Source organism: Bradyrhizobium sp. JR3.5, from assembly GCF_054057015.1.
In genome coordinates this window covers 587,064-608,804 of record NZ_JBSRYV010000002.1, presented here as the reverse complement: position 1 = coordinate 608,804, position 21,741 = coordinate 587,064, and the positions used below count along the sequence as shown (strand labels likewise).

The 21,741-nt window shown below is 65.6% G+C and carries 19 protein-coding genes and 1 pseudogene; 14 read left to right on the top strand and 6 right to left on the bottom strand.

Annotated features, from left to right (window positions below; all coding sequences use genetic code 11):
• The first annotated feature begins 26 nt into the window (after window positions 1-26).
• Window positions 27-911, top strand: coding sequence for a phosphonate ABC transporter, permease protein PhnE (phnE, locus tag ACVWW1_RS19475; protein WP_456657090.1), 885 nt, complete (start codon window positions 27-29; stop codon window positions 909-911).
• On the top strand, window positions 908-1,756 hold the full coding sequence (gene phnE / locus ACVWW1_RS19470) for a phosphonate ABC transporter, permease protein PhnE (RefSeq protein WP_456657089.1): 849 nt from the start codon (window positions 908-910) through the stop codon (window positions 1,754-1,756). Before phnE (ACVWW1_RS19475) ends, phnE (ACVWW1_RS19470) begins: the two co-directional genes overlap by 4 nt.
• 177 nt (window positions 1,757-1,933) lie before the next feature.
• Here phnE (ACVWW1_RS19470) and phnF read toward each other — a convergent pair whose 3' ends face one another.
• Window positions 1,934-2,659 carry a phosphonate metabolism transcriptional regulator PhnF gene (phnF, locus tag ACVWW1_RS19465; RefSeq protein ID WP_456657088.1) on the bottom strand — a complete coding sequence of 242 codons (726 nt, stop codon included), beginning with the start codon at window positions 2,657-2,659 and terminating at the stop codon, window positions 1,934-1,936.
• Window positions 2,660-2,763: 104 nt separating this feature from the next.
• Here phnF and phnG point away from each other — a divergent pair, with 104 nt between their 5' ends.
• The 9 genes from phnG (at window position 2,764) to ACVWW1_RS19420 (ending at window position 9,775) form a co-directional block, all read left to right on the top strand.
• Window positions 2,764-3,225, top strand: a complete 462-nt coding sequence (phnG, locus tag ACVWW1_RS19460; RefSeq protein WP_456657087.1) for a phosphonate C-P lyase system protein PhnG — start codon at window positions 2,764-2,766, stop codon at window positions 3,223-3,225.
• 4 nt (window positions 3,226-3,229) lie between these two features.
• Complete coding sequence (gene phnH / locus ACVWW1_RS19455) at window positions 3,230-3,838, top strand: phosphonate C-P lyase system protein PhnH (RefSeq protein WP_456657086.1); 609 nt, start codon at window positions 3,230-3,232, stop codon at window positions 3,836-3,838.
• A gap of 3 nt (window positions 3,839-3,841) precedes the next feature.
• Window positions 3,842-4,945 (top strand): carbon-phosphorus lyase complex subunit PhnI, encoded by a 1,104-nt coding sequence (locus ACVWW1_RS19450; protein ID WP_456657085.1) that lies wholly within the window; start codon window positions 3,842-3,844, stop codon window positions 4,943-4,945.
• Window positions 4,942-5,826 (top strand): alpha-D-ribose 1-methylphosphonate 5-phosphate C-P-lyase PhnJ, encoded by an 885-nt coding sequence (locus ACVWW1_RS19445; RefSeq protein WP_456657084.1) that lies wholly within the window; start codon window positions 4,942-4,944, stop codon window positions 5,824-5,826. The genes ACVWW1_RS19450 and ACVWW1_RS19445 overlap by 4 nt, the downstream gene beginning before the upstream one ends.
• Window positions 5,819-6,616, top strand: coding sequence for a phosphonate C-P lyase system protein PhnK (phnK, locus tag ACVWW1_RS19440; protein WP_456657083.1), 798 nt, complete (start codon window positions 5,819-5,821; stop codon window positions 6,614-6,616). The genes ACVWW1_RS19445 and phnK overlap by 8 nt, the downstream gene beginning before the upstream one ends.
• Before the next feature lie 8 nt (window positions 6,617-6,624).
• Window positions 6,625-7,341 carry a phosphonate C-P lyase system protein PhnL gene (phnL, locus tag ACVWW1_RS19435; protein ID WP_456657082.1) on the top strand — a complete coding sequence of 239 codons (717 nt, stop codon included), beginning with the start codon at window positions 6,625-6,627 and terminating at the stop codon, window positions 7,339-7,341.
• A complete protein-coding gene (locus ACVWW1_RS19430) occupies window positions 7,338-8,492 on the top strand; it encodes an alpha-D-ribose 1-methylphosphonate 5-triphosphate diphosphatase (RefSeq protein ID WP_456657081.1) in 1,155 nt (384 codons plus the stop codon). Before phnL ends, ACVWW1_RS19430 begins: the two co-directional genes overlap by 4 nt.
• A complete protein-coding gene (phnN, locus tag ACVWW1_RS19425) occupies window positions 8,489-9,088 on the top strand; it encodes a phosphonate metabolism protein/1,5-bisphosphokinase (PRPP-forming) PhnN (protein WP_456657080.1) in 600 nt (199 codons plus the stop codon). The genes ACVWW1_RS19430 and phnN overlap by 4 nt, the downstream gene beginning before the upstream one ends.
• 75 nt (window positions 9,089-9,163) lie before the next feature.
• Complete coding sequence (locus tag ACVWW1_RS19420; RefSeq protein ID WP_456657079.1) at window positions 9,164-9,775, top strand: pyridoxamine 5'-phosphate oxidase family protein; 612 nt, start codon at window positions 9,164-9,166, stop codon at window positions 9,773-9,775.
• A 16-nt stretch (window positions 9,776-9,791) separates the two neighbouring features.
• Here the strand turns inward: ACVWW1_RS19420 and ACVWW1_RS19415 are convergent.
• Window positions 9,792-10,392 (bottom strand): annotated as a pseudogene (locus ACVWW1_RS19415) (TetR/AcrR family transcriptional regulator).
• Between the two features lie 202 nt (window positions 10,393-10,594).
• Here ACVWW1_RS19415 and ACVWW1_RS19410 point away from each other — a divergent pair.
• A complete protein-coding gene (locus ACVWW1_RS19410; protein WP_456657078.1) occupies window positions 10,595-11,836 on the top strand; it encodes an efflux RND transporter periplasmic adaptor subunit in 1,242 nt (413 codons plus the stop codon).
• 23 nt (window positions 11,837-11,859) lie between these two features.
• Complete coding sequence (locus ACVWW1_RS19405; protein WP_456657077.1) at window positions 11,860-15,042, top strand: efflux RND transporter permease subunit; 3,183 nt, start codon at window positions 11,860-11,862, stop codon at window positions 15,040-15,042.
• Window positions 15,043-15,171: 129 nt separating this feature from the next.
• Here the strand turns inward: ACVWW1_RS19405 and ACVWW1_RS19400 are convergent, their stop codons facing one another.
• The 4 genes from ACVWW1_RS19400 to ACVWW1_RS19385 all read right to left on the bottom strand — a co-directional run bounded on the left by ACVWW1_RS19400 (window position 15,172) and on the right by ACVWW1_RS19385 (window position 17,960).
• A complete protein-coding gene (locus ACVWW1_RS19400) occupies window positions 15,172-15,390 on the bottom strand; it encodes a hypothetical protein (RefSeq protein WP_456657076.1) in 219 nt (72 codons plus the stop codon).
• A gap of 180 nt (window positions 15,391-15,570) precedes the next feature.
• Window positions 15,571-16,407, bottom strand: a complete 837-nt coding sequence (locus tag ACVWW1_RS19395; protein WP_456657075.1) for an SDR family NAD(P)-dependent oxidoreductase — start codon at window positions 16,405-16,407, stop codon at window positions 15,571-15,573.
• Window position 16,408: 1 nt separating this feature from the next.
• Window positions 16,409-16,963 (bottom strand): carboxymuconolactone decarboxylase family protein, encoded by a 555-nt coding sequence (locus ACVWW1_RS19390; RefSeq protein WP_456657074.1) that lies wholly within the window; start codon window positions 16,961-16,963, stop codon window positions 16,409-16,411.
• Between the two features lie 46 nt (window positions 16,964-17,009).
• Window positions 17,010-17,960, bottom strand: a complete 951-nt coding sequence (locus tag ACVWW1_RS19385) for a hypothetical protein (RefSeq protein WP_456657073.1) — start codon at window positions 17,958-17,960, stop codon at window positions 17,010-17,012.
• 239 nt (window positions 17,961-18,199) lie between these two features.
• On the opposite strand from ACVWW1_RS19385, the gene ACVWW1_RS19380 reads away from it, so the two are divergent.
• Entirely contained in the window at window positions 18,200-21,673 is a 3,474-nt protein-coding gene (locus tag ACVWW1_RS19380) for an indolepyruvate ferredoxin oxidoreductase family protein (protein ID WP_456657072.1), read from the top strand.
• The last annotated feature ends 68 nt before the right edge of the window (window positions 21,674-21,741 follow it).

Sequence of the window (21,741 nt, the reverse complement as noted above, 5' to 3'; positions counted from 1 at the left end):
CCCCTCGAGCAGACTGGCCCGCATCGATGGCGACCGCCATTTCCATCCTTCCCGCGCAGCAATTGGCGACGCTGAACGATGCCTATCGCAAGGCGGTCGCGCGCAAGCGGCTGAAGGTAACGGTGGCGGCCGCGGTGTTCTGCGCGGCGCTTTTTATCGCGGCGCTCGGCGCCGAGGTGAATCTGCACACGTTCTTCACCTATTTCGGCAACTTCGTCAGCTATTTCGACCGCATCCTGACGCTGGATTCCGGTGCCCGGGTCTGGACCGATCCGGTGGAATGGTTCTGGGGTCTGAAGAAATGGCTCCGGCTGCTCGGTGAGACCCTCCTGATCAGCTATGTCGGCACCTTGACCGGTGCCGTGTTCGCCTTTGCGCTGAACTTCTTCGCCGCCCAGAACACCTCGCCGGGACCGTGGGTGCGCTTTACCGTCCGTCGCCTGCTCGAATTCGCCCGCACCGTGCCCGGCATCGTGTTCGCGCTGATCTTCGTGATCGCGTTCGGCCTCGGGCCGATGGCCGGCGTGCTGGCGATTGCGATCCACACCACCGGGGCGCTCGGCAAGCTGTTCGCCGAAATCGTCGAGAATGCCGACATGAAGCCGGTCGAGGGCATCCGCTCCACCGGCGCGAGCTGGCTGTCCTGCATGCGCTTTGCCATCCTGCCGCAGGTCTCGGCGGGCTACGCCAGCTATGCGCTGCTGCGCTTCGAGATCAATGTCCGCGAGGCGTCGGTGATGGGCTTCGTCGGCGCCGGCGGCATCGGGCAGGAGCTGGTAGTCGCGATCCGCAAGTTCTACTATTCCGACGTCAGCGCGATCCTCGTCACCATCATCGTCACCGTCTTCATCATCGACATCTCGACCGGCTGGCTGCGCGGCCGGCTGTTCGGCAAGGAAACCCGCCGATGAGCCAGCTGCCGAAGCCGGACACCGCGGAATTGCGCGGGAAATACCCCGGCGTGTTCGAACGTCCGGCGTCGGCACGGCTGGCGCTGCCGGCCGTGATCGTGGCGGCGCTCGCGATCTTCGCATACGGCCTGGTCGATCTCGACTTCTCGCCAGCGAAGCTGATCACGGGGATGAGCCAACTCGGCTGGATCACCATGATGATGATCCCGCCGAATCCCGGCGCGTCGTTCCCGCTCTACATGCAGGCGCTCGGCGAGACCCTGTCGATCGCGCTGCTCGGCACCACGCTTGCGGCCCTCTTTGCGCTGCCGGTCAGCCTCTTGGCGGCGCGCAACATCATCCCCTCGAACCTGATCCGCTTTCCGGTGCGCCGCTTCCTGGATTCGATCCGCGGCGTCGATACGTTGATCTGGGCGCTGGTCTGGATCAACGTCGTCGGCCTCGGCCCGTTTGCCGGTGTGCTGGCGATCATGGTCTCCGACTTCGGCGCGTTCGGAAAGCTGTTCTCCGAGGCGATCGAGGCGGCGGACCGCAAGCAGGTCGAGGGCATCCGCGCTTCCGGCGGCAACGCGCTGCATGAAATCCGCTTCGGGCTGCTGCCGCAGGTGCTGCCTGTGATCGCCGGGCAGGTGCTCTATTTCATCGAATCGAACACGCGTTCGGCCACCATCATCGGCATCGTCGGCGCCGGCGGCATCGGGCTGCAGCTCGCCGAGCAGATCCGGGTGCTGGAATGGCAGAAGGTGTCGTTCCTGATCCTGATGATCCTGATTGCGGTCGCCGCGATCGATTTCATCTCGAGCAAGCTGCGCTTTGCCATCATCGGCCAAAGGGCGGTGGTGTAGGACGTCACCTCGCCCCGCGCTTGCGGGGAGAGGTCGGATTGCGCTCGGCGATGCGAAGCATCGTCCGGTGCAATCCGGGTGAGGGGTTTGTCCCCGTACTCACATCTGTCGGATTCGCGGAGGCAGCCCCTCGCCCCAACCCTCTCCCCGCAAGAGCGGGGCGAGGGAGTAGAGAGATCAGCTATTCTCGACGAGAAACTCCACGCGCTCGGCGGCGAAGCGCGAGCGCTTGGTCACCAGCGGGCGGTCCAGCATATCGACATCGGTCGCGTCGACCACCAGCACCGGCCGGCCCAGCGGCAGATCGAGCCGTGCGGCGTCGGTCGCATCGGCAATCGCCGCGGTGATCCGGGTCGAGGCGCGGTGGTAATCCTTCACGCCGTAATGCCCGAGCAGCTTCGTCATCGACCGGACGTCGGCGAACACGCTGCCTGCATCGGGAAAGCGCTCGGCCGACAGCCAGGTGGTGGAAACGCAGATCGGCGTCCGGTCGGCGAGACGCACCGCTTCGATCCGGATCAGCGGCGCGCCAATCTTCAAGCCCAGCTCGCGCGCGATGCCGCGATTGGCAACATCGCTGCCTGCATCGATCAGCTGGCCGCGCGGCTCGTGGCCGCCGGCGCCGACGATCTCCGAGAATCGCGTGCGTGAGCGCAGCGGGTAGGCAAGGCGCTGGGCTTCGACATAGGTGCCGCTGCCGCGCTCGGCGCGCACCAGGCCGCGCTCCGCCAGTGCGGCGAGCGCCCGCCGCACGGTGTGGCGGTTGACCCGGTAAGTCTCGGCGATCTCCATCTCGCCGGGCAGCTTTTCGCCCGCGGCAAAGCGGCCGTCGGCGATGCCGCGCTCGATGCCGTCAGCGACCTGCCGCCACAAGGCGACGCCGGAACTTTCCTGCATGCTCATGGCGCGGTGATACCAGAAATCTTCGGTTTGTCACGAAACAGTCATGGCACTCGGCTATCAAGTTGTCTATTATCATAGACAACTTGATGCAAGCAAGGTTGCCCATGAATTCGACCGGACCCGACAGCAGACAGGCCCAGCGCAAGGCCGCGATGACGGTGCTGGCGCACTCCGCCGCGGCCGATATCGCAGGCAGGCTGGCGGCGATCGCAGTACCCACGCATGAAAACCTGCGCGAGCCGGAGAATGGCCTCGTGATGATGCGCGGGCGGATCGGCGGCGACGGTGCGCCGTTCAACGTCGGCGAGGCGACGGTGTCGCGCGCGGCGGTGCGGCTTGCGACCGGCGAGGTGGGCTTCGGCTACACGCTCGGCCGCGATGCGCACAAGGCGCAGATGATCGCGCTGTGCGACGCCATGGTGCAATCGGCGGAGCTGTCCGGCGAGGTCGAAGCGAAGGTGATCGCGCCGCTGCGTGTTGCCATGAATGCCGAACGCGCCCGCAAGGCCGCGGAGACCGCGGCGACGCGGGTTGATTTCTACACCATGGTGCGCGGTGAGGGATGATGCAATGACGACGATTGCCGAAATGCCCGCAGGGTTTGCCGACAAGGTGCTGTCGGCGCAATCCACGTTCCGCTCCGTGATGGATGCGATGGCGCGCCCAGGCAGCGTGCAGCGTGTCGCCGCTGATGTCGGAACGCCGGCCGGGATGATGCGCGGCTCGGCCGCGATCGCGCTGACGCTGTTCGATCACGATACGCCGATCTGGCTCGATGCCGCGATGTCGGCGACGCTGGACGTCGCCCGCTGGCTGAAGTTTCACGCCAGCGCGCCGGTGGTCGCGGATTCCGCGATCGCAAGCTTTGCGCTGATCGGCGATGCCGCAAACCTGCCGGCGCTGGAGCGTTTCGCGTTCGGCAGCAGCGAATATCCTGACCGGTCGACCACTCTGATCCTGCAGGTCGACAGCCTGACGCAGGGGCCGGCCTTCGAGCTGAAAGGTCCCGGCATCGACGGCAGCGCGCTGTTGCAGGCGATGATCAAGCCGCGCGACCTGTTCCAGCGGCTGTCGATCAATGAAGCGCTGTTCCCGCGCGGCATCGACGTCGTGCTGGTCCAGGACGACAAGATTGTCGCGATCCCGCGCACCACGCGGCTGATCGCAAGCGGAGTGTGAGCGATGTATGTAGCCGTCAAGGGAGGCGAGCGCGCCATCGAGAACGCTCATCGGCTGCTCGCGCATGAGCGGCGCGGCGATCGCGATGTGCCCGAGGTGACGCTGGCGCAGATCTCCGAGCAGCTCGCGCTCGGTGTCGACCGCGTGATGACCGAAGGCTCGCTCTACGATCGCGAGCTTGCGGCGCTCGCGATCAAGCAGGCGCGCGGCGACATGATAGAGGCGATCTTCCTGGTTCGCGCCTTCCGCGCCACGCTGCCGCGTTTCGGCGCCACCGAGCCGGTCAATACCGGCGAGATGCAGGTGCGGCGGCGCATCTCCTCGACCTTCAAGGACGTTCCGGGCGGCCAGATCCTGGGGCCGACCTTCGATTACACCCATCGCCTGCTCGATCCGCAGCTCGCGGAAGGCTTTGTGCCGGAGCAGCCGGCGACCGCGGAAGCCTCGCAGGCGGCAACGCCGCGGGTCACCGACATTCTCGGCCGCGACGGCTTGATCGAATCGTCGCCGCAGGCGGACGCCGACGCGCCGGTCGGCGACCTCACGCGCGAGCCGCTGAGCTTCCCGGCCGATCGCGATCTGCGGCTGCAGAATCTGGCGCGCGGCGACGAGGGCTTCCTGCTCGCGCTCGGCTATTCGACGCAGCGCGGCTACGGCCGCAATCATCCCTTCGCCGGCGAGATCCGCTTCGGAGAGGTCGAGGTCGAATTCTCAGCCGAGGACGTCGGCTTCGCGGTGCCGCTCGGCTCGATCGAGCTGACCGAGTGCCAGATGGTCAACCAGTTCAAGGGCTCGACCACCGAAGCGCCGTGCTTCACCCGCGGCTATGGCCTCGCGTTCGGCCAGAGCGAGCGCAAGACCATGTCGATGGCGCTGGTCGACCGCGCGCTCCGCGCACGCGAGCTCGGCGAGGAGGCGGAAGCGCCGGCGCAGGACGAGGAATTCGTGATGTCGCACTCCGACAATGTCCAGTCGACCGGCTTCGTCGAGCATCTCAAGCTGCCGCATTACGTCGACTTCCAGTCCGAGCTCGGCCTGCTGCGCAAGCTGCGGCAGGAGTTCGCGGAGGCCAATGAGGCCGTGGAAATGCAGGAGGCCGCGGAATGAACGCGCCGACGTACAATTTTGCCTATCTCGACGAGCAGACCAAGCGGATGATCCGCCGCGCGATCCTGAAGGCGATCGCGATCCCCGGCTATCAGGTGCCGTTCGCGAGCCGCGAGATGCCGATGCCCTATGGCTGGGGCACCGGCGGCGTGCAGGTGACGGCGGCGATCCTCGGCCCCGACGACGTGCTGAAGGTGATCGACCAAGGTTCGGACGATACCACCAACGCGATCTCGATCCGCAAGTTCTTCGGCAAGACCGCGGGTGTCGCGACCACGACCTCGACCACGGACGCGACCGTGATCCAGACCCGGCACCGCATTCCCGAGGCGTCGCTGCACGCCGGACAGGTGCTGGTCTATCAGGTGCCGATCCCCGAGCCGCTGCGCTTTCTCGAGCCGCGCGAGACCGAGACGCGGCGCATGCACGCGCTCGCCGAATACGGGCTGATGCATGTCAAGCTCTACGAGGACATCGCGCGCTTCGGCCACATCGCGACCGCCTACGCCTATCCGGTGAAGGTCAACGCACGCTACGTGATGGACCCGTCGCCGACGCCGAAATTCGACAATCCGAAGATGGACAATTGCGCGGCGCTGCAGCTGTTCGGCGCCGGCCGCGAGAAGCGCATCTACGCGATCCCGCCCTACACCAGCGTGGTCTCGCTGGATTTCGAGGATCATCCGTTCACGCGCTACCGCTTCAACGCGCCCTGCGCGCTGTGCGGCGCCGATAATTCCTATCTCGACGAGATCGTCACCGACGACAAGGGCGGGCGGATGTTCGTCTGCTCCGATACCGACTTCTGCGAGCAGCGCCAGGCCGCCGGCCATCACGGCACCGAGAGCGCGGCGCCGCACAAGGAGAAGGCGCATGTCTGAGCTCTCGAGCCTCGACAATGATCAGCCGCTGCTGGTGGCGGAGGGGCTTGCCAAGAATTACGGCCGGCTCCCGGCCTGCCGCGATGTCTCGTTCGCGCTCTATCCCGGTGAAGTGCTGGCGATTGTCGGTGAGTCCGGTTCGGGCAAGTCGACCCTGCTGCAACTGCTCTCCGCGCAGCTCGCGCCGAGCGCTGGGCGGGTGTCCTACCGGATGCGCGACGGCGTGCTGCGCGATCTCGCCGAACTCGACGAAGCGGAGCGGCGCTTCCTGTTCCGCACCGACTGGGGCTTTGTGCATCAGGACCCGGCGCAGGGCCTCCGCATGGGCGTTTCGGCCGGCGCCAATGTCGGCGAGCGGCTGATGGCGGTCGGCTGGAATCACTATGGCCGGATCCGCGACACCGCGTCGACCTGGCTCGATCGGGTCGAGATCGATGTCGGCCGCATCGACGATGCGCCGAAGACCTATTCGGGCGGCATGCGGCAGCGTCTGCAGATCGCGCGCAACCTCGTCACCGAGCCGCGGCTGGTGTTCATGGACGAGCCGACCGGCGGCCTCGACGTCTCGGTGCAGGCGCGCCTGCTCGACCTCATGCGCAATCTCGTCAGCGAGCTCGGCCTTGCCGCCATCGTCGTGACCCACGATCTCGCGGTCGCGCGCCTGCTGTCGCATCGCGTGATGGTGATGAAAGGCGGCCGCGTCATCGAGACCGGTCTCACCGACCAGGTGCTCGATGATCCCCGCGAGCCCTATACGCAGCTGCTCGTTTCCTCGATACTTCCGCCATGAGCTTGCCAATGACCGCGATGATCGAACTTGCCAACGCCGAGAAGACCTTCACCATGCATCTGCAAGGCGGCGTCGAGCTGCCGGTGGTGCGGGGCGTCTCGTTCCACGCCGATCCGGGCGAGTGCGTGGTGCTGTCCGGCCCGTCGGGCGCCGGCAAATCCTCGATCCTGAAGATGATCTTCGGCAATTATCGCTGCGACAGCGGCCGGATCGGCATTCGCCACCGCGGCACGGTGGTCGACCTCGCGACCGCCGAGCCGCGGCAGGTGCTGAGCATCCGCCGCTCGACCATCGGCTATGCCAGCCAGTTCCTGCGCGCGGTGCCGCGGGTGGCGACGATCGACGTCGTCGCCGAGCCGCTGATCGTCAACGGCGTGGCGCGCGAGGAGGCCCGCGATCGCGCCGGGAAATTGTTGCGCCGGCTCAACATTCCGGAGCGGCTGTGGACCTTGCCGCCCTCGACCTTCTCCGGCGGCGAGCAGCAGCGCGTCAACATCGCGCGCGGCTTCATCTCGGACCTCCCGATCCTGCTGCTGGACGAGCCGACCGCTTCGCTCGATGCGGCGAATCGCGCAGTGGTGGTCGAGCTGATTGCGGAGAAAAAGACCAGGGGAGTCGCGATGGTCGCGATTGTCCATGACGACGAAATCCGCCATCTGATTGCCGATCGCATCGTCGATGTGACCTCGTTCGCCTGCTGCTGCCTGAAGGACCGTTTGAAATGATCGCCAAGCAAGACACCATCATCGGCAACGCCCGGCTGGTCCTCGCCGATCGCGTGATCGAGCAGGGCTGGGTTGCGATATCAGACGGCAAGATCGCCGAATTCGGCGAGGGCAAGGCGCCCGAGGCAGCCGAGGATGCCGGCGGCGATCTCCTGATGCCCGGGCTGATCGAGCTGCACACCGACCACCTCGAGATGCACTACGTGCCACGGCCGAAGGTGTTCTGGAATCCGGTCGCGGCCGTGATCTCCTATGACGGCCAGCTCGCGACCTCGGGCATCACCACGGTGCTGGATTCGCTGCGGGTCTGGCGCGAGGACGGCGCCGAGGACGTCGACGGCCGCGCCGGCGTGCTGGCGGCGGCGATCTCGGCCGCGCGCGAGGAGGACCTGCTGCGGGCCGATCACTTCCTGCATCTGCGCTGCGAGGTGCCGATGCCTGACGTCGTCGCCGAGGCCAAGGAGCTGATCGAGCGGCCCGACGTGCGGCTGATGTCGCTGATGGACCATACGCCGGGCCAGCGCCAGTTCCGCGACGAGGTGAAGCTGCGCGACTACTACCGCGGCAAGGGCGGCGGCATGACCGACGCCCAGCTCGACGTGCTGTTCGCACGGCGCTTCGCCTATCAGAAGGAATATGCCGTGGCCAACACCCGCGCGATCGTCGCGCTGGCGCATCAGTACAGGATTCCGCTGGCGAGCCACGACGACACCACGGATGAAAACGTGTTCGATGCCGTCAACGATAAGGTCGCGGTCGCGGAATTCCCGACCACGATGGAAGCCGCGCGCGGGCTGCATGGCGCCGGCATCGACATCCTGATGGGCGCACCGAACGTGGTGCGCGGCGGGTCACACTCCGGCAATATCGCCGCCGTCGATCTCGCCAATGAGGGCATGCTCGATATCCTGTCGTCGGACTACATCCCCTCCAGCCTGCTGATGGCGGCGCTGCAGCTGCCGCGGCATGTGCCGGCGATCGAACTTGCGTCCGCCGTCCGCACCGTGACCAAGACGCCCGCCGAGGCGGTCGGGCTCGCCGATCGCGGCGAGATCGCGGTCGGCAGACGGGCCGATCTGATCCGCGTGCATGTTGCGCGCGATCTGCCAGTCGTGCGCAGCGTCTGGCGCGAAGGAGCGAGGGTCGCATGAGCGAAATCCCTGCCGTCGCCGCGCAGCAGCACACCACCACGATCGGTCCGGGCCGGTTGATCCTGGTGGTCGGTCCGAGCGGCGCCGGCAAGGATACGCTGCTGGGGCTGGCGAAGGCGGCCTGCGCCGACGATCGCGACATCGTGTTTCCCCGCCGCCTGATCACCCGCCAGGCCTCGGCCTCGGAAGACAATGAAGAGGTCAGCGCGGAGGCCTTCCAGCGCGCGGCCGCCGCCGGCGACTACGCCATGCACTGGGAAGCACACGGCCATCGCTATGCGCTGTCGCGGGCGATCGACGATGAGATCCGCGCCGGGCGCACCGTGATCGCGAACGTCTCGCGCACGGTAATCGCGGCAGCGCGCCGTAACTATGCCAATGCCGTGGTTGTCTCGATCACGGCGCCGCTGGATGTGCTGGCGGCGCGGCTCGCGATGCGGGCACGCAGCAGCGACGGCCTTCTCGCGCAGCGGCTGGCCCGCACCGTCGACGAAAGCACGTCGACGCCTGATTTCACCATCGTCAATTCCGGCACCGCCGAATATCACGCGCGACAGCTTGTCCGCATCATCAAGGGCGAGCGTTGGGACGAGTAGAGCGTTTTCGAGCGAAGTGGATACCGGTTCGCATGAAGAAAACGCGTCAAAAAACAAACGAGGAGAACAGCACGAATGTCGGTGATCTCTACGATCGAGCAGCTTGAGGCGATCTACGGCTTCCCGAACGACGCGTCGACCGTGAAGGTCGCCGACCACGTAACGCCGCTCTATCGTGTGCTCATCGAGAAGTCGCCGTTCGTGTCGCTTGCGACCTCGGGGCCCGAGGGGCTCGATTGCTCGCCGCGCGGCGACCTGCCGGGCTTCGTGCGCATCCATGATTCGAAGACGCTGATGATGCCGGATCGCCGCGGCAACAATCGCTGCGATTCGCTGCGCAACATCGTTCGCGATCCTCGCGTCGGGCTGCTGTTCCTGATCCCGGGCTCGGGCAGCACGCTGCGCGTCAACGGCCGCGCCTATGTCACCGCCGAGCCGGAGCTCCTGGCCTCCTTCAAGATGGAAGGCAAGGCGCCGCGGACGGTGATCGTGATGAATGTCGACGAGATCTACTTCCAGTGCGCTCGCGCGATCGCGCGTTCCGACCTCTGGAATCCGGACAAGCGGGTCGATCCGAGGGCCTTGCCGACGCCGGGCCAGATCCTCGCCGAGATGAGCGAGCACACGGTCGGCGGCGAGAAATACGATCGCGAATGGCCGGAGCGCGCGCGACAGACGATGTGGTGACGAAAGAGGCGGCGGCTCAGGCCTTCGCCTGCTCATCGAAGGCCTTCAGCGACACTGCCGCGATCTCGCGCAGCGTGTTGCGGTCGGCGCCCGAGGAGGCCATCACGCACATGCCCGATGTGACCGCGGAGAGATAGCGGGCAAGCGTGACCGGATCGGCGCTTTCGCCCAAATCGCGTTCGGCCTTGGCGCGGACAAAGCGTTCGCGCAACTGGTCTTCGGTATGGGTGCGGCGCGCCGCCAGCTCGAATGGAACGTTTGCCGAGCCGGTGCCGCAGGCGAGGCCGCCCTGGACCAGCAGGCAGCCGGGCGGGTTGGCGGGATCGGTCTGGGCGTCCGCGTGCTCCATCAGAAATCGTTCGGCGACCTCTCGGGCGGTTGCGGCGCCCAAAACCTTTTCCATCCAGGCGTCGCGCTTTTCGGAGTAGCGGTCGAGCGCGGCCTTCAGCAGGCCTTCCTTGCTGCCAAAGGCGGCGTAGAGGCTCGGCGGATTGATGCTCATCGCCTCGGTGAGCTGCGCGATCGTGGTGCCCTCGTGAACCGTGGCGCCAGAACACGTCCATGGCCCGGTCCAAAGCGGCGTCCGCGTCGAAGGCGCGGGGGCGTCCCATTCCCATTTTTGTTGCTCCGTAAGCCGGGTGCCGTTTCTGTGACGGATTGTCCCTAGCTTATCCTCTTGTTGCACGTGATGTTTTCCGCGACTTCCCATTTCCCCGCGAATGAGATAATAAATTCATAGTGCTCGATATATAAGTATCTTGCGAACCGACGTCCAGCTCCACATCTGTAGCCAACACTACAGATATCTGGAGCGCGTGAATGCCTTCGTCAACCCAAAATCCCCGTTCCGGCCGTTTCCGACGCGTCGTCGGCGGTGTCGTGATCCTTGGCGCTCTCGCGGTGGCCGGTTCGATCGCGACCGGCCATTATTTCCACGCTGCGCAGGCGACCGGCGCCGCCGCCCCTGAACCGGCGGTGCCTGTGACCGTCGCCGTGATCCAGCCTCGCCCGACTACCCTGTTCGACGACTTCTCAGGCAGGCTTGAGGCCGTCGACCGCGTCCAGCTCCGGCCGCGGGTGGCCGGCGCGATCCTGGCGACCAATTTCACCGAGGGCGCGCTGGTGAAGTCCGGCGACATCCTGTTCAAGATCGATCCCGCGCCCTACGCGGCCGAGGTCGACCGCGCCCAGGCCCAGCTCGACGCCGCCAAGGCCCGTGCGGTGTTTGCCGCAAACGAGGTCGAGCGCGGCGCGCAACTGGTCGGCAACAACATCGTGACCAAGCGCGATTTCGACCAGCGCGACAACACCAATCGCGAGGCGATCGCCAACGTCAAGGCCGCCGAAGCCGCGCTGCAGACCGCAAAGCTCAATCTCGATTACACTGAGGTCCGCGCACCGGTCGATGGCCGGGTCGGCCGGATCGAGGTCACCGTCGGCAACCTCGTTGCGGCGGGCACGTCTTCGCCGGTCCTGACCTCGCTGGTCTCGGTCAATCCGATCTATGCGAGCTTCGATGCGGATGAGGAGGTCGTGCTGCGCGCGCTGAATTCAATCGCGGACGCCTCCGGCAAACGCGGCAATCTCGATCAGATCCCGGTCGACATGGTGACGTCGGGCGGCCTCGGCGCCAAGGGCCACATCCAGCTGATCGACAACCAGGTCAACGGGCAGAGCGGCACCATTCGCGTCCGCGCCGTGTTCAAGAACGAAGACGGCCGGCTGATCCCGGGGCAGTTCGCCCGCGTGCGCATGGGCCAGCCCAAGCAGCAGACGCTGGTGCTGATCGACGAGCGGGCCGTCGGCACCGACCAGGACAAGAAGTTCGTCATGCTGGTCGGCGACGACAGCCGCGCCGTGTACCGCTCCGTCACGCTCGGCGGCGCGGTCGATGGTCTGCGGATCGTGACCGCGGGCCTGAAGTCCGGCGACCGCATCGTCGTCAACGGCCTGCAGCGCGTGCGTCCCGGTGCACTTCTGAAGATGGAAGTCGCCGAGATGGGCGCCCGCGGCATGCAGCAGGCATCCACTGAAACCAACCAGCACGTCGTGCAGCGCTAGGCGCTGCACGCGGGGGCGGATCCATGAATCTCTCAAAATTCTTCATCGACCGGCCGATCTTCGCCGGCGTGCTGTCGATCCTGATCTTCCTGGCCGGCCTGATCTCGCTGCTGGCGATGCCGATCTCGGAATACCCCGATGTGGTGCCGCCGTCGGTCGTGGTGCGGGCGACCTATCCCGGCGCCAATCCGAAGGTAATCGCCGAGACGGTCGCGACGCCGATCGAGGAGCAGATCAACGGCGTCGAGGGCATGCTCTATATGTCGAGCCAGGCGACCACCGACGGCGCGATGACGCTGACGGTGACCTTCCGTCTCGGCACCGACCCCGACAAGGCGACCCAGCTGGTGCAGAACCGCGTGCAGCAGGCCGAGCCGCGCCTGCCGGCCGTGGTGCGCCAGCTCGGCATCATCACCAAGAAGAGCTCGCCCGACCTCACCATGGTCGTGCATCTGCTGTCGCCGAACAACCGCTATGACATGACGTATCTGCGCAACTACGCAGTGCTCAACGTCAAGGACCGGCTGGCGCGGATCGACGGCGTCGGCGACGTCCAGCTTTATGGCGCCGGCGACTATTCGATGCGGGTCTGGGTCGACCCGCAGAAGGCCGCCGAACATGGGCTGACCGCAAGCGACGTGGTGCGCGCGATCCAGGCGCAGAACGTCGAGGCCGCGGCCGGCGTGGTCGGCTCCTCGCCCAGCGTCAAGGGCCTCGACCTCCAGCTCTCCGTCAACGCCGAGGGACGGTTGTCGACCGAGGAGCAGTTCGGCGACATCGTGGTGAAGACCGGCGCGAACGGCGAGGTGGTGCGGCTGCGCGATGTCGCGCGGATCGAGCTCGGCGCCTCCGAATACGGCCTGCGCTCGCTGCTCGACAACAAGCAGGCGGTCGCGATCCCGATCTTCCAGGCGCCGGGTTCGAACGCGCTGGAGATCTCCGACCACGTCCGCGCCACCATGGCCGAGATCAAGAAGAACATGCCGGAAGGCGTGTCGTACCAGATCGTCTACGATCCGACGCAGTTCGTGCGCTCCTCGATCGAGGCCGTCATCCACACGCTGCTCGAGGCGATCGCACTCGTCGTGCTGGTCGTGATCCTGTTCCTGCAGACCTGGCGCGCCTCGATCATTCCCTTGATCGCGGTCCCGGTGTCGATCGTCGGCACCTTCGCGGTGATGCATGTGTTCGGCTTCTCGATCAACGCGCTCAGCCTGTTCGGCCTGGTGCTCGCGATCGGCATCGTGGTCGACGACGCCATCGTCGTGGTCGAGAATGTCGAGCGCAACATCGAATCCGGCCTGTCGCCGCGCGATGCCACCAACCAGGCGATGCGCGAAGTGTCCGGCCCGATCATCGCGATCGCGCTGGTCTTGATCGCGGTGTTCGTGCCGCTGGCCTTCATCTCCGGCCTCACCGGACAGTTCTACAAGCAGTTCGCGCTGACGATTGCGATCTCGACCGTGATCTCGGCGATCAACTCGCTGACGCTGTCGCCGGCGCTGTCCGCGCTGCTCTTGAAGGGGCATGACGAGCCGAAGGATTGGCTGACCCGGGGCATGGAGAAGTCGCTGGGCTGGTTCTTCCGCGGCTTCAACAAGGTCTTCACGAAGTCGTCGGAGAACTACGGCCGCACCGTCACCAAGGTGATCTACGGCAAGGCCGTGGTGATCGGCCTCTATGTGCTGCTGATCGGCCTGACCGGCGTGCTGTTCAAGCAGGTGCCGAGCGGCTTCGTGCCGGGGCAGGACAAGCAGTATCTGGTCGGCTTTGCCCGGCTGCCCGACGGCGCGACGCTCGACCGCACCGAGGAAGTGATCCGCAAGATGAGCGACATCGCGCTGACCCAGCCGGGTGTCGAAAGCTCGGTGGCGTTTCCCGGCCTGTCGATCTCCGGCTTTACCAACTCCTCCAACGCCGGCATCGTGTTCTCGACCTTGAAGCCGTTCGACGAGCGCAAGGATCCCTCGCTCAGCGGCCCGGCGATCGCGGCGGCGCTCAACAAGAAATATGCCGGCATCCAGGATGCCTTCATCGCGATGTTCCCGCCGCCGCCGGTCAACGGCCTCGGCACCATCGGCGGCTTCAAGCTGCAGATCGAGGACCGCGCCGGCCTCGGCTACGAGGCGCTGAACGACGCAACCAAGGCGTTCATGACGGCGATGCAGAAGGCGCCGGAGATCGCCGGCGTGTTCTCGAGCTTCCAGGTTAACGTGCCGCAGCTGTTCGCCGACATCGACCGCACCAAGGCGTTGCAGCTCGGCGTGCCGGTCACGGAAGTCTTCAACACGCTGCAGATTTATCTCGGCTCCTACTATGTCAACGACTTCAACAAATTCGGCCGCACCTATTCGGTCTATGTGCAGGCGGACGCGCCATTCCGCGCGCGTGCCGACGACATCAGGCAGTTGAAGGTGCGCTCGTCCTCGGGCGACATGGTGCCGCTGTCGGCCTTGCTGAAGGTCCGCCAGAGCGCGGGTCCGGAACGCGCGATCCGCTACAACGGCTTCCTGTCGTCGGACATCAACGCCGCCGCGGCGCCGGGCTTTTCGTCTGGCCAGGCGCAGGAGGCGGCGACACGGATCGCGGCCGAAACGCTGCCGCCGGGCTTTGCCTTCGAATGGACCGACCTGACCTATCAGGAGTTCATCGCCGGCAATTCCGGAATCTGGGTGTTTCCGCTCGCGATCCTCCTGGTGTTCCTGGTGCTCGCCGCGCTCTATGAGAGCCTGGCGCTGCCGCTCTCGATCATCATGATCGTGCCGATGGGCCTGCTGGCCGCGATGTTCGGCGTCTGGCTGTCGAAGGGCGACAACAACGTCTTCACCCAGATCGGACTGATCGTGCTGGTCGGATTGTCGGCCAAGAACGCCATCCTGATCGTCGAATTCGCGCGCGAGCTCGAATTCGCGGGGCGCTCGCCGATCCGCGCCGCGATCGAGGCCAGCCGCCTGCGGTTGCGGCCGATCCTGATGACGTCGATGGCGTTCATCATGGGCGTGCTGCCGCTGGTGTTGTCGACCGGCGCGGGCTCGGAGATGCGGCGCGCGATGGGTGTCGCGGTGTTCTCCGGCATGATCGGCGTCACCGTGTTCGGCCTGTTCCTGACGCCGGTGTTCTATGTGCTGCTGCGCACCGTCACCGGCATGAAGCCGCTGACGCAGCACGGCGAGGCGACCATTCCCGGAAAAGCACACGCGGCATGATGCCGCGTGTGCAGGGCGTTTTCGAACGAAGTGGATACCGGTTCGCGCGAAGAAAACGCGCCAAACAAGAAACGAGAGCTTCGGTTTTGATCAAAACTGAAGCTCTCGTTGGTGTCAGTTTGAAGGGGGTCAGGCTGCGATATCGAGCAGCAATTGTGACGAACCGCGGACCAGCACCTTGCGGCCCGCGGTCGTCAGTTCAAACGAATCTCCTCGCACAGCAACATAACCGAGCGTGATCAGGCTTTCGACGGCGAACCGGTTCAGCCGTGAAGGGTTTGCTGCGGGAGCCCGCAACGCTTTCAACGCATCCCACTGATCGGGTCTGAGTTCGAATTCTTCGCTCATTGGTCCAGGCACTCCAGAAGTTCTTGGCGTGCGAGATACAGAGCGCAGGTGAATTTCGTGCGACCACAACGAGTCAGGATTTCGATTTATGTGGACGCGTCGTCACATCGCCGTGTCATTGGAATGTTTCAAGTTTTTCGAATCATTGTGGCGCATTGCCGCGTGATGCCGTCACAGTGATTAACCGCACATCGTCACACAGGTTAATCCCCAGGGTTGACCGCGCCGCACGCTGGCGCCGCCATCGACCGGCAACGTCACACCGGTGACGAAATTGGCCTCATCCGAGGCGAGGAACAGCGCGGCGTTGGCGACGTCCCAGCCGGTGCCCATCTTGTGACGCAGCGGCACCTTGCTGTCTCGCTCGGCCTCGACCTCGGCGCGGCTCTTCTTGAATTCGCGTGCGCGCGTGTCCACCGCCATCGGCGTGTTCATCAATCCGGGCAGGATCACGTTGGCGCGAATGCCATATTGCGCATTCTGGTAGGCGAGCTGTTCGGTGAAGGCGATCATCGCCGACTTGGTCGCCTTGTAGGCGACATAAGGATAGGTCGTGATCGCGGCCATCGACGAGATGTTGATGATCGAGCCGCGCTGCTGCTTGCGCATGATCGGGATCACATGCTTGGCGGCGAGGATGCAGCTCTTCAGATTGATCGCCACGCAGCGGTCGAACGCCTCCTCGGTAATGTCGAGCAGCTCGGCATCGCCGCCGGAGAGGCTGACGCCGACATTGTTGTGCAGGATGTCGACGCTGCCCCAGCGGCCATGCGCATCCGCCACCATCGCCTTGATGTCGGCATTCCTGGTGACGTCGGCCTTGAAGGCGACAGCGGTGCCGCCCTTGGCCGCGATCATATCGACGGTTTCCTGCGCCGATGCCAGGTTGTGATCGACGCACAGCACCTTGGCGCCTTCGCGCGCGAAGGTCAGCGCGGTGGCGCGGCCGTTGCCGATACCCTCGCCGGGGCTCTGGCCGGCGCCGACGACGATGGCGACGCGATCTTGCAGGCGCATGTCACTTCCCTCCCGGGATCGGGTACTGCTGCAGTACCTCTTTATAGCTTGGCTCGTTGTCGATCTGCATGGTGGCGAGCACGCGCACGACGGCGCAGTAGAACGCGATCGTCAGCACCAGATCGGTCATGTGCTCGTCGGAGAGCTCTCGCTTGATCTCGGCGAAGGTTGCCTCCGACATTGCGAGCTCGCGCACCATCTCGCGGGCGCCCTTGAGGATCGCCTTTGCCAGCGGCTCGAGCTTCGACGGCTTGGCGTCCGTCTCCGCGATCAGGCCTTTGATGTCCTCGTCGGTGACGCCGAACTCCTTGCCGATCTTCACATGGTGGGTGAACTCGTATTCCGACTTATCGAGCCAGCCGACCTGCAGGATCGCGAGCTCGCGCAGCCGCGGGTCGAGCTTGCTCTTGAAGCGGATGTAGCCGCCGATGCCGTTGAAGGCGCGCGCCATGTCCGGCGAGTTCACCAAGAGCTTGTGCAGATTGGTGTTGCGCTTGAGCATGTCGCGATATTCGGGAGCGACCTGATCGGCTTCGAGATAGGGCAGGCGGGCCATTATTGTTGTCCTTGGTTCGGCGGCTTGCGAGCAGGCAGCTGACGCTTCAGCCGTAAAGGGCTTTGTGCTCGCGCTCGTAGTTGGCGTAGGAGTCCTTCATGCTGGCGCCGTTGAGCAGCATGGTCGCGACCACGGCGTTGTCGGCATCGAACACGGTCGAGCGCACCCACATGCTCTCGGTGCGCTTGCTGCCCGAGAGCGCAACGACCTCGCGCTCGACCCAATAGGTCTCGCCCGGGAACAGCGGTCCGCGCACAAGCCGGATCTCCTGATCGGCGAACAGCCCGACGGCCGGGCCGCGGACCGGCAGCCGGTCCTCGCGCGCGCGGTACTGGAACAGCACGCTCAGCATCTCCATCGGGATGATGGCGCGGCCCCAGGGATTGTGTTCCAGCGAATAATAGTCCGACGGCTCGGTGATCACCTTGAGCTTGTCTGCCAGCGAGAACGGATAGAGATCGCCCATGTTCTGGTCGAAATCCATCTTGATCGCCTGCCGGGGCGTCTTCATGCCGACCTTGATGTCGGCGAGGATCACGGGATCGGTCAGCGGCTTCAATTCGCCAAGCCTGCGGGCGAGCGCCGTCTCCGTGCCGTCACCGTCGATCGAGGCGGTGCCGCGCAGGATCTCGGTGCCATCGGGCTTGATCATCCCGACCGCGCAAACGGTCTGGCCCGGCTTCGGCTTCTCGATCTGGGCCTGCACCTCTTCGCCCTCGAACACCGGATTGCGGTAATGCGCGGACAGGCACCCGGTCATGAACCAGGCGCGGCCCCAGATCCGCTCGCACAGCGGCGCGAACTGGCTGAAATGGGTCGGTCCCTCGATCGTGCCGCCGCGGAAGCCGAGCTTCTGCGCGGTTGCATCGTCGTGAATCGAGGCGTGGGAGTCGTAGGTCTGGGCCTGAAGCATCTGCTTCGGGCTGCGCCAGGGACCCATCAGCAGATTGCCGTTCTCCACGATTTCCGTCGTGAATGCGGATTCGACTTTAATCATCCTTGGTCTCCCTTTGCGCGCCACCGTTTCAAAGAAGCCGGGGTTCGGCAAGCCTCGCAGAGCAAGAAGGCCTCGCAGAGCAACAAGGCCTCGCATGCGCAACATGAGATATGTGCTGCGGCCATGGAACGGGGCTGTTCATGCATAACAAAATCGGTGCATGCTGATGCATGATCATGGGCAAGAGAATGAGACCGGTTCGGACCGGCGTGACCTGATCGGCGGGGAGCCTGAAACTGATGGCGTTGATGGAAGTTGGACTGGACGACAAGTACCGGTTGGATACGAAACGAATCTTCCTCTCCGGTACCCAGGCTCTGGTCCGATTGCCGATGTTGCAGCGCGAACGCGACCGCGCGCACGGGCTGAACACCGCGGGTTTCATCTCCGGTTACCGCGGCTCGCCGCTCGGCATGTACGACCACGCGCTGTGGCGGGCGAAATCGTTCCTCAGAGAGCATGACATCGCCTTCGTTCCCGGCCTCAACGAGGACCTGGCGGCGACCGCGGTGTGGGGCAGCCAGCAGGTCGGCATGTTCCCCGGCGCCAAGGTCGATGGCGTGTTCGGCATCTGGTACGGCAAGGGCCCCGGCGTCGACCGCTCGCTCGACGCGCTCAAGCACGCCAATTCCGCCGGCACCTCGCCGAATGGCGGCGTGATCGCGCTCGCCGGCGACGACCATGGCTGCCAGTCGTCCACCCTGGCGCATCAGAGCGAGCAGGTGTTCGCCTCGGCGCTGATGCCGGTGGTCAATCCGGCGACGTTGCAGGACTATCTCGACCTCGGCATCCTCGGCTTTGCGCTGTCGCGCTATTCCGGCTGCTGGGTCGGCTTCAAGGCGATCTCCGAGACGGTCGAAAGTTCGGCCTCGATCGTCAGCGATCCCGATCGCATCAAGATCATCATGCCCGACGATTTCGAGATGCCGCCGGGCGGGCTCTCGATCCGCTGGCCGGATCCGCCGCTGGAGGCCGAGCGCAGGCTGCACGGGCCCAAGATGGAGGCGGTCGCGGCCTTCGCGCGCGCCAACCGGTTCGACCGCATCGTGCTGGATTCCAAGCCGGCGCGGCTCGGCATCATGGCGACCGGCAAGGCCTATCTCGATCTGCGCCAGGCCCTCGCCGATCTCGGCATCACCGACGCCGAGGCGCAGGCGCTGGGCCTGCGCATCTACAAGGTGGCGCTGACCTGGCCGCTCGAAGCGCGCGGCGCGCGCGATTTCGCCGAAGGCCTGCAGGACGTGCTGGTCGTCGAGGAGAAGCGCGGCTTCATCGAGGACCAGCTGGTCCGCATCCTCTACAACATGGACGCCTCCAGGCGTCCCTCCGTGGTCGGCAAGCGCGACGAGAGCGGCGCGCCGCTGCTGCCGAGCGAGGGCGAGCTGACGCCGACCATGGTGGCGGCCGCCGTCGTCGCGCGTCTGCGCAAGCTCGGCCACCGCAGCCCGCTGCTGGAGCAGCGTCTGGCAAAACTCGAGGCATTCGATCGCCCGGCCGAGGGCACGGGCACCGCGAAGCTGCAACGCACGCCGTATTTCTGCTCGGGCTGCCCGCACAACTCGTCGACCAAGATTCCGGAAGGCAGCCGCGCCATGGCCGGCATCGGCTGTCACGGCATGGCGCTGTCGGTACCGAACCGCAATACCCAGACCATCTCGCATATGGGCGCAGAGGGCGTGAGCTGGATCGGGCAGGCGCCGTTCACCAGCGAACAGCATGTGTTCCAGAATCTCGGCGACGGCACCTATACGCATTCGGGCTTGCTGGCGCTGCGCGCGGCGGCCGCGGCCGGCGTCAACATCACCTACAAGATCCTCTACAACGACGCGGTCGCAATGACCGGCGGCCAGCCGGCCGAAGGCGGCTTCACGGTGGCGCAGATCGCGCACCAGGTCGCGGCCGAGGGCACCAAGCGGCTCGCGATCGTCTCCGACGATCCGGACAAATATCCCGCCAATTACTTCCCGTCCGGCGCCACCATCCATCATCGCCGCGAGCTCGACGCCGTGCAGCGCACGTTGCGCGAGATCGAGGGCCTCACCGTCCTGATCTACGACCAGACCTGCGCCGCCGAGAAGCGCCGCCGCCGCAAGCGCGGGCTGTTTCCCGATCCGGCCAAGCGCGTCTTCATCAACGAGCGCGTCTGCGAGGGTTGCGGCGACTGCTCGGTGGCGTCGAACTGTGTCTCGGTGCAGCCGCTGGAGACCGAGTTCGGCCGCAAGCGCCGCATCGACCAGTCGAACTGCAACAAGGATTTTTCCTGCATCGAGGGTTTCTGCCCGAGCTTCGTGATGGTGCAGGATCCCAAGCTGCGCAAGGCCGACCGCACCGCCGCCGATCCCAAGGCGCTGTTCGCGGACCTGCCGCCGCCGCCAGCGGCCGCGCTGACTGGCCCCTACAACATCCTGATCACCGGCATCGGCGGCACCGGCGTCATCACCATCGGCGCGCTGCTCGGCATGGCCGCCCATGTCGAGGGCCTCGCTTGCTCGACGCTCGACTTCACCGGCCTGTCGCAGAAGAACGGCGCGGTCATGAGCCATGTCCGGCTGGCGCCGGCGTCCGACATGCTGACCACGGTCCGCATCGCGCCCGGCAATGCCAATCTGATCCTCGGCTGCGACCTCGTCGTCGCCACCAGCGTGCCGGCGCTGAGCCGCGCCGAGCGCGGCGTCACCCGCGTGGTCGTCAACGCCGACCTGCTGCCGACCGCGAGCTTCGTGATCGATCCCGATATCGATTTCGAGGCCAGCTCGATGCGCGATGCGCTGAACGGCGCGGTGAGACCTGATGATCTCGACATCCTCGATGCCACCGGACTTGCGACCGCGCTGATGGGCGACAGCATCGCCACCAACGCCTTCACGCTCGGCTTCGCGTTCCAGCGTGGCGCGATCCCGCTGTCGCTCGAGGCCATCCTGAAGGCGATCGAACTCAACGGCGCCGCGATCGAGATGAACAAGACCGCGTTCTCGTGGGGCCGGCTCGCCGCGCATGATCTGCAGCGCGTGGTCAGCGCCGCCCGCTTCAAGAACGCAGGCGCCGCACCAGCGCAGAAGACGCTCGACGAGGCGATCGCGTTCCGCGCCAAATTCCTCACCGACTATCAGGACGCGGCCTACACGAAGCGCTATCTCGACGACGTCGCGCGCGTCCGCTCCGCCGAAGCTGCGGCAGCGCCGGGCTCGCAGGACCTGACCGAGGCCTTTGCAAAGGGCCTGTTCAAGCTGATGGCCTACAAGGACGAATATGAAGTCGCGCGGCTCTATTCGGACGGCGAGTTCAGCAAGGCCTTGAAGGAGCAGTTCGAGGGCAATTCCGGCTTGAAGGTCTTGTTGGCGCCGCCGCTGCTGGCGCAGCGCGATCCCGTCACCGGGCGATTGCAGAAGCGCGAATTCGGCCCGTGGATCTTCAAGGCGTTCGGCCTGCTGGCGGGGCTGAAGGGCCTGCGCGGCACCGCATTCGACATCTTCGGCTACACCGCCGAGCGCAAGATGGAGCGCGCATTGCCGGTGGAGTACGCGGCGATGATCCTGCGTCATCTCGACGGCAAGACGCCGCTCGACCTGCCGCGCCTGGTGGCGCTGGCGAAGACCGCGGACCTCGTGCGCGGCTACGGCCACATCAAGGAAGGCAACGTCGCCCGCTACCGCACCGAATGTGCGCGGCTGGAGCGTGCGATCGGCCAGCCGCTGGCGCAGGCGGCCGAATAGGCCAAAGCGTCTTCGAGCGAAGTGGCTACCGGTTCGTGTGAAGAAAACGCGTCAAAACAAGAACCTAG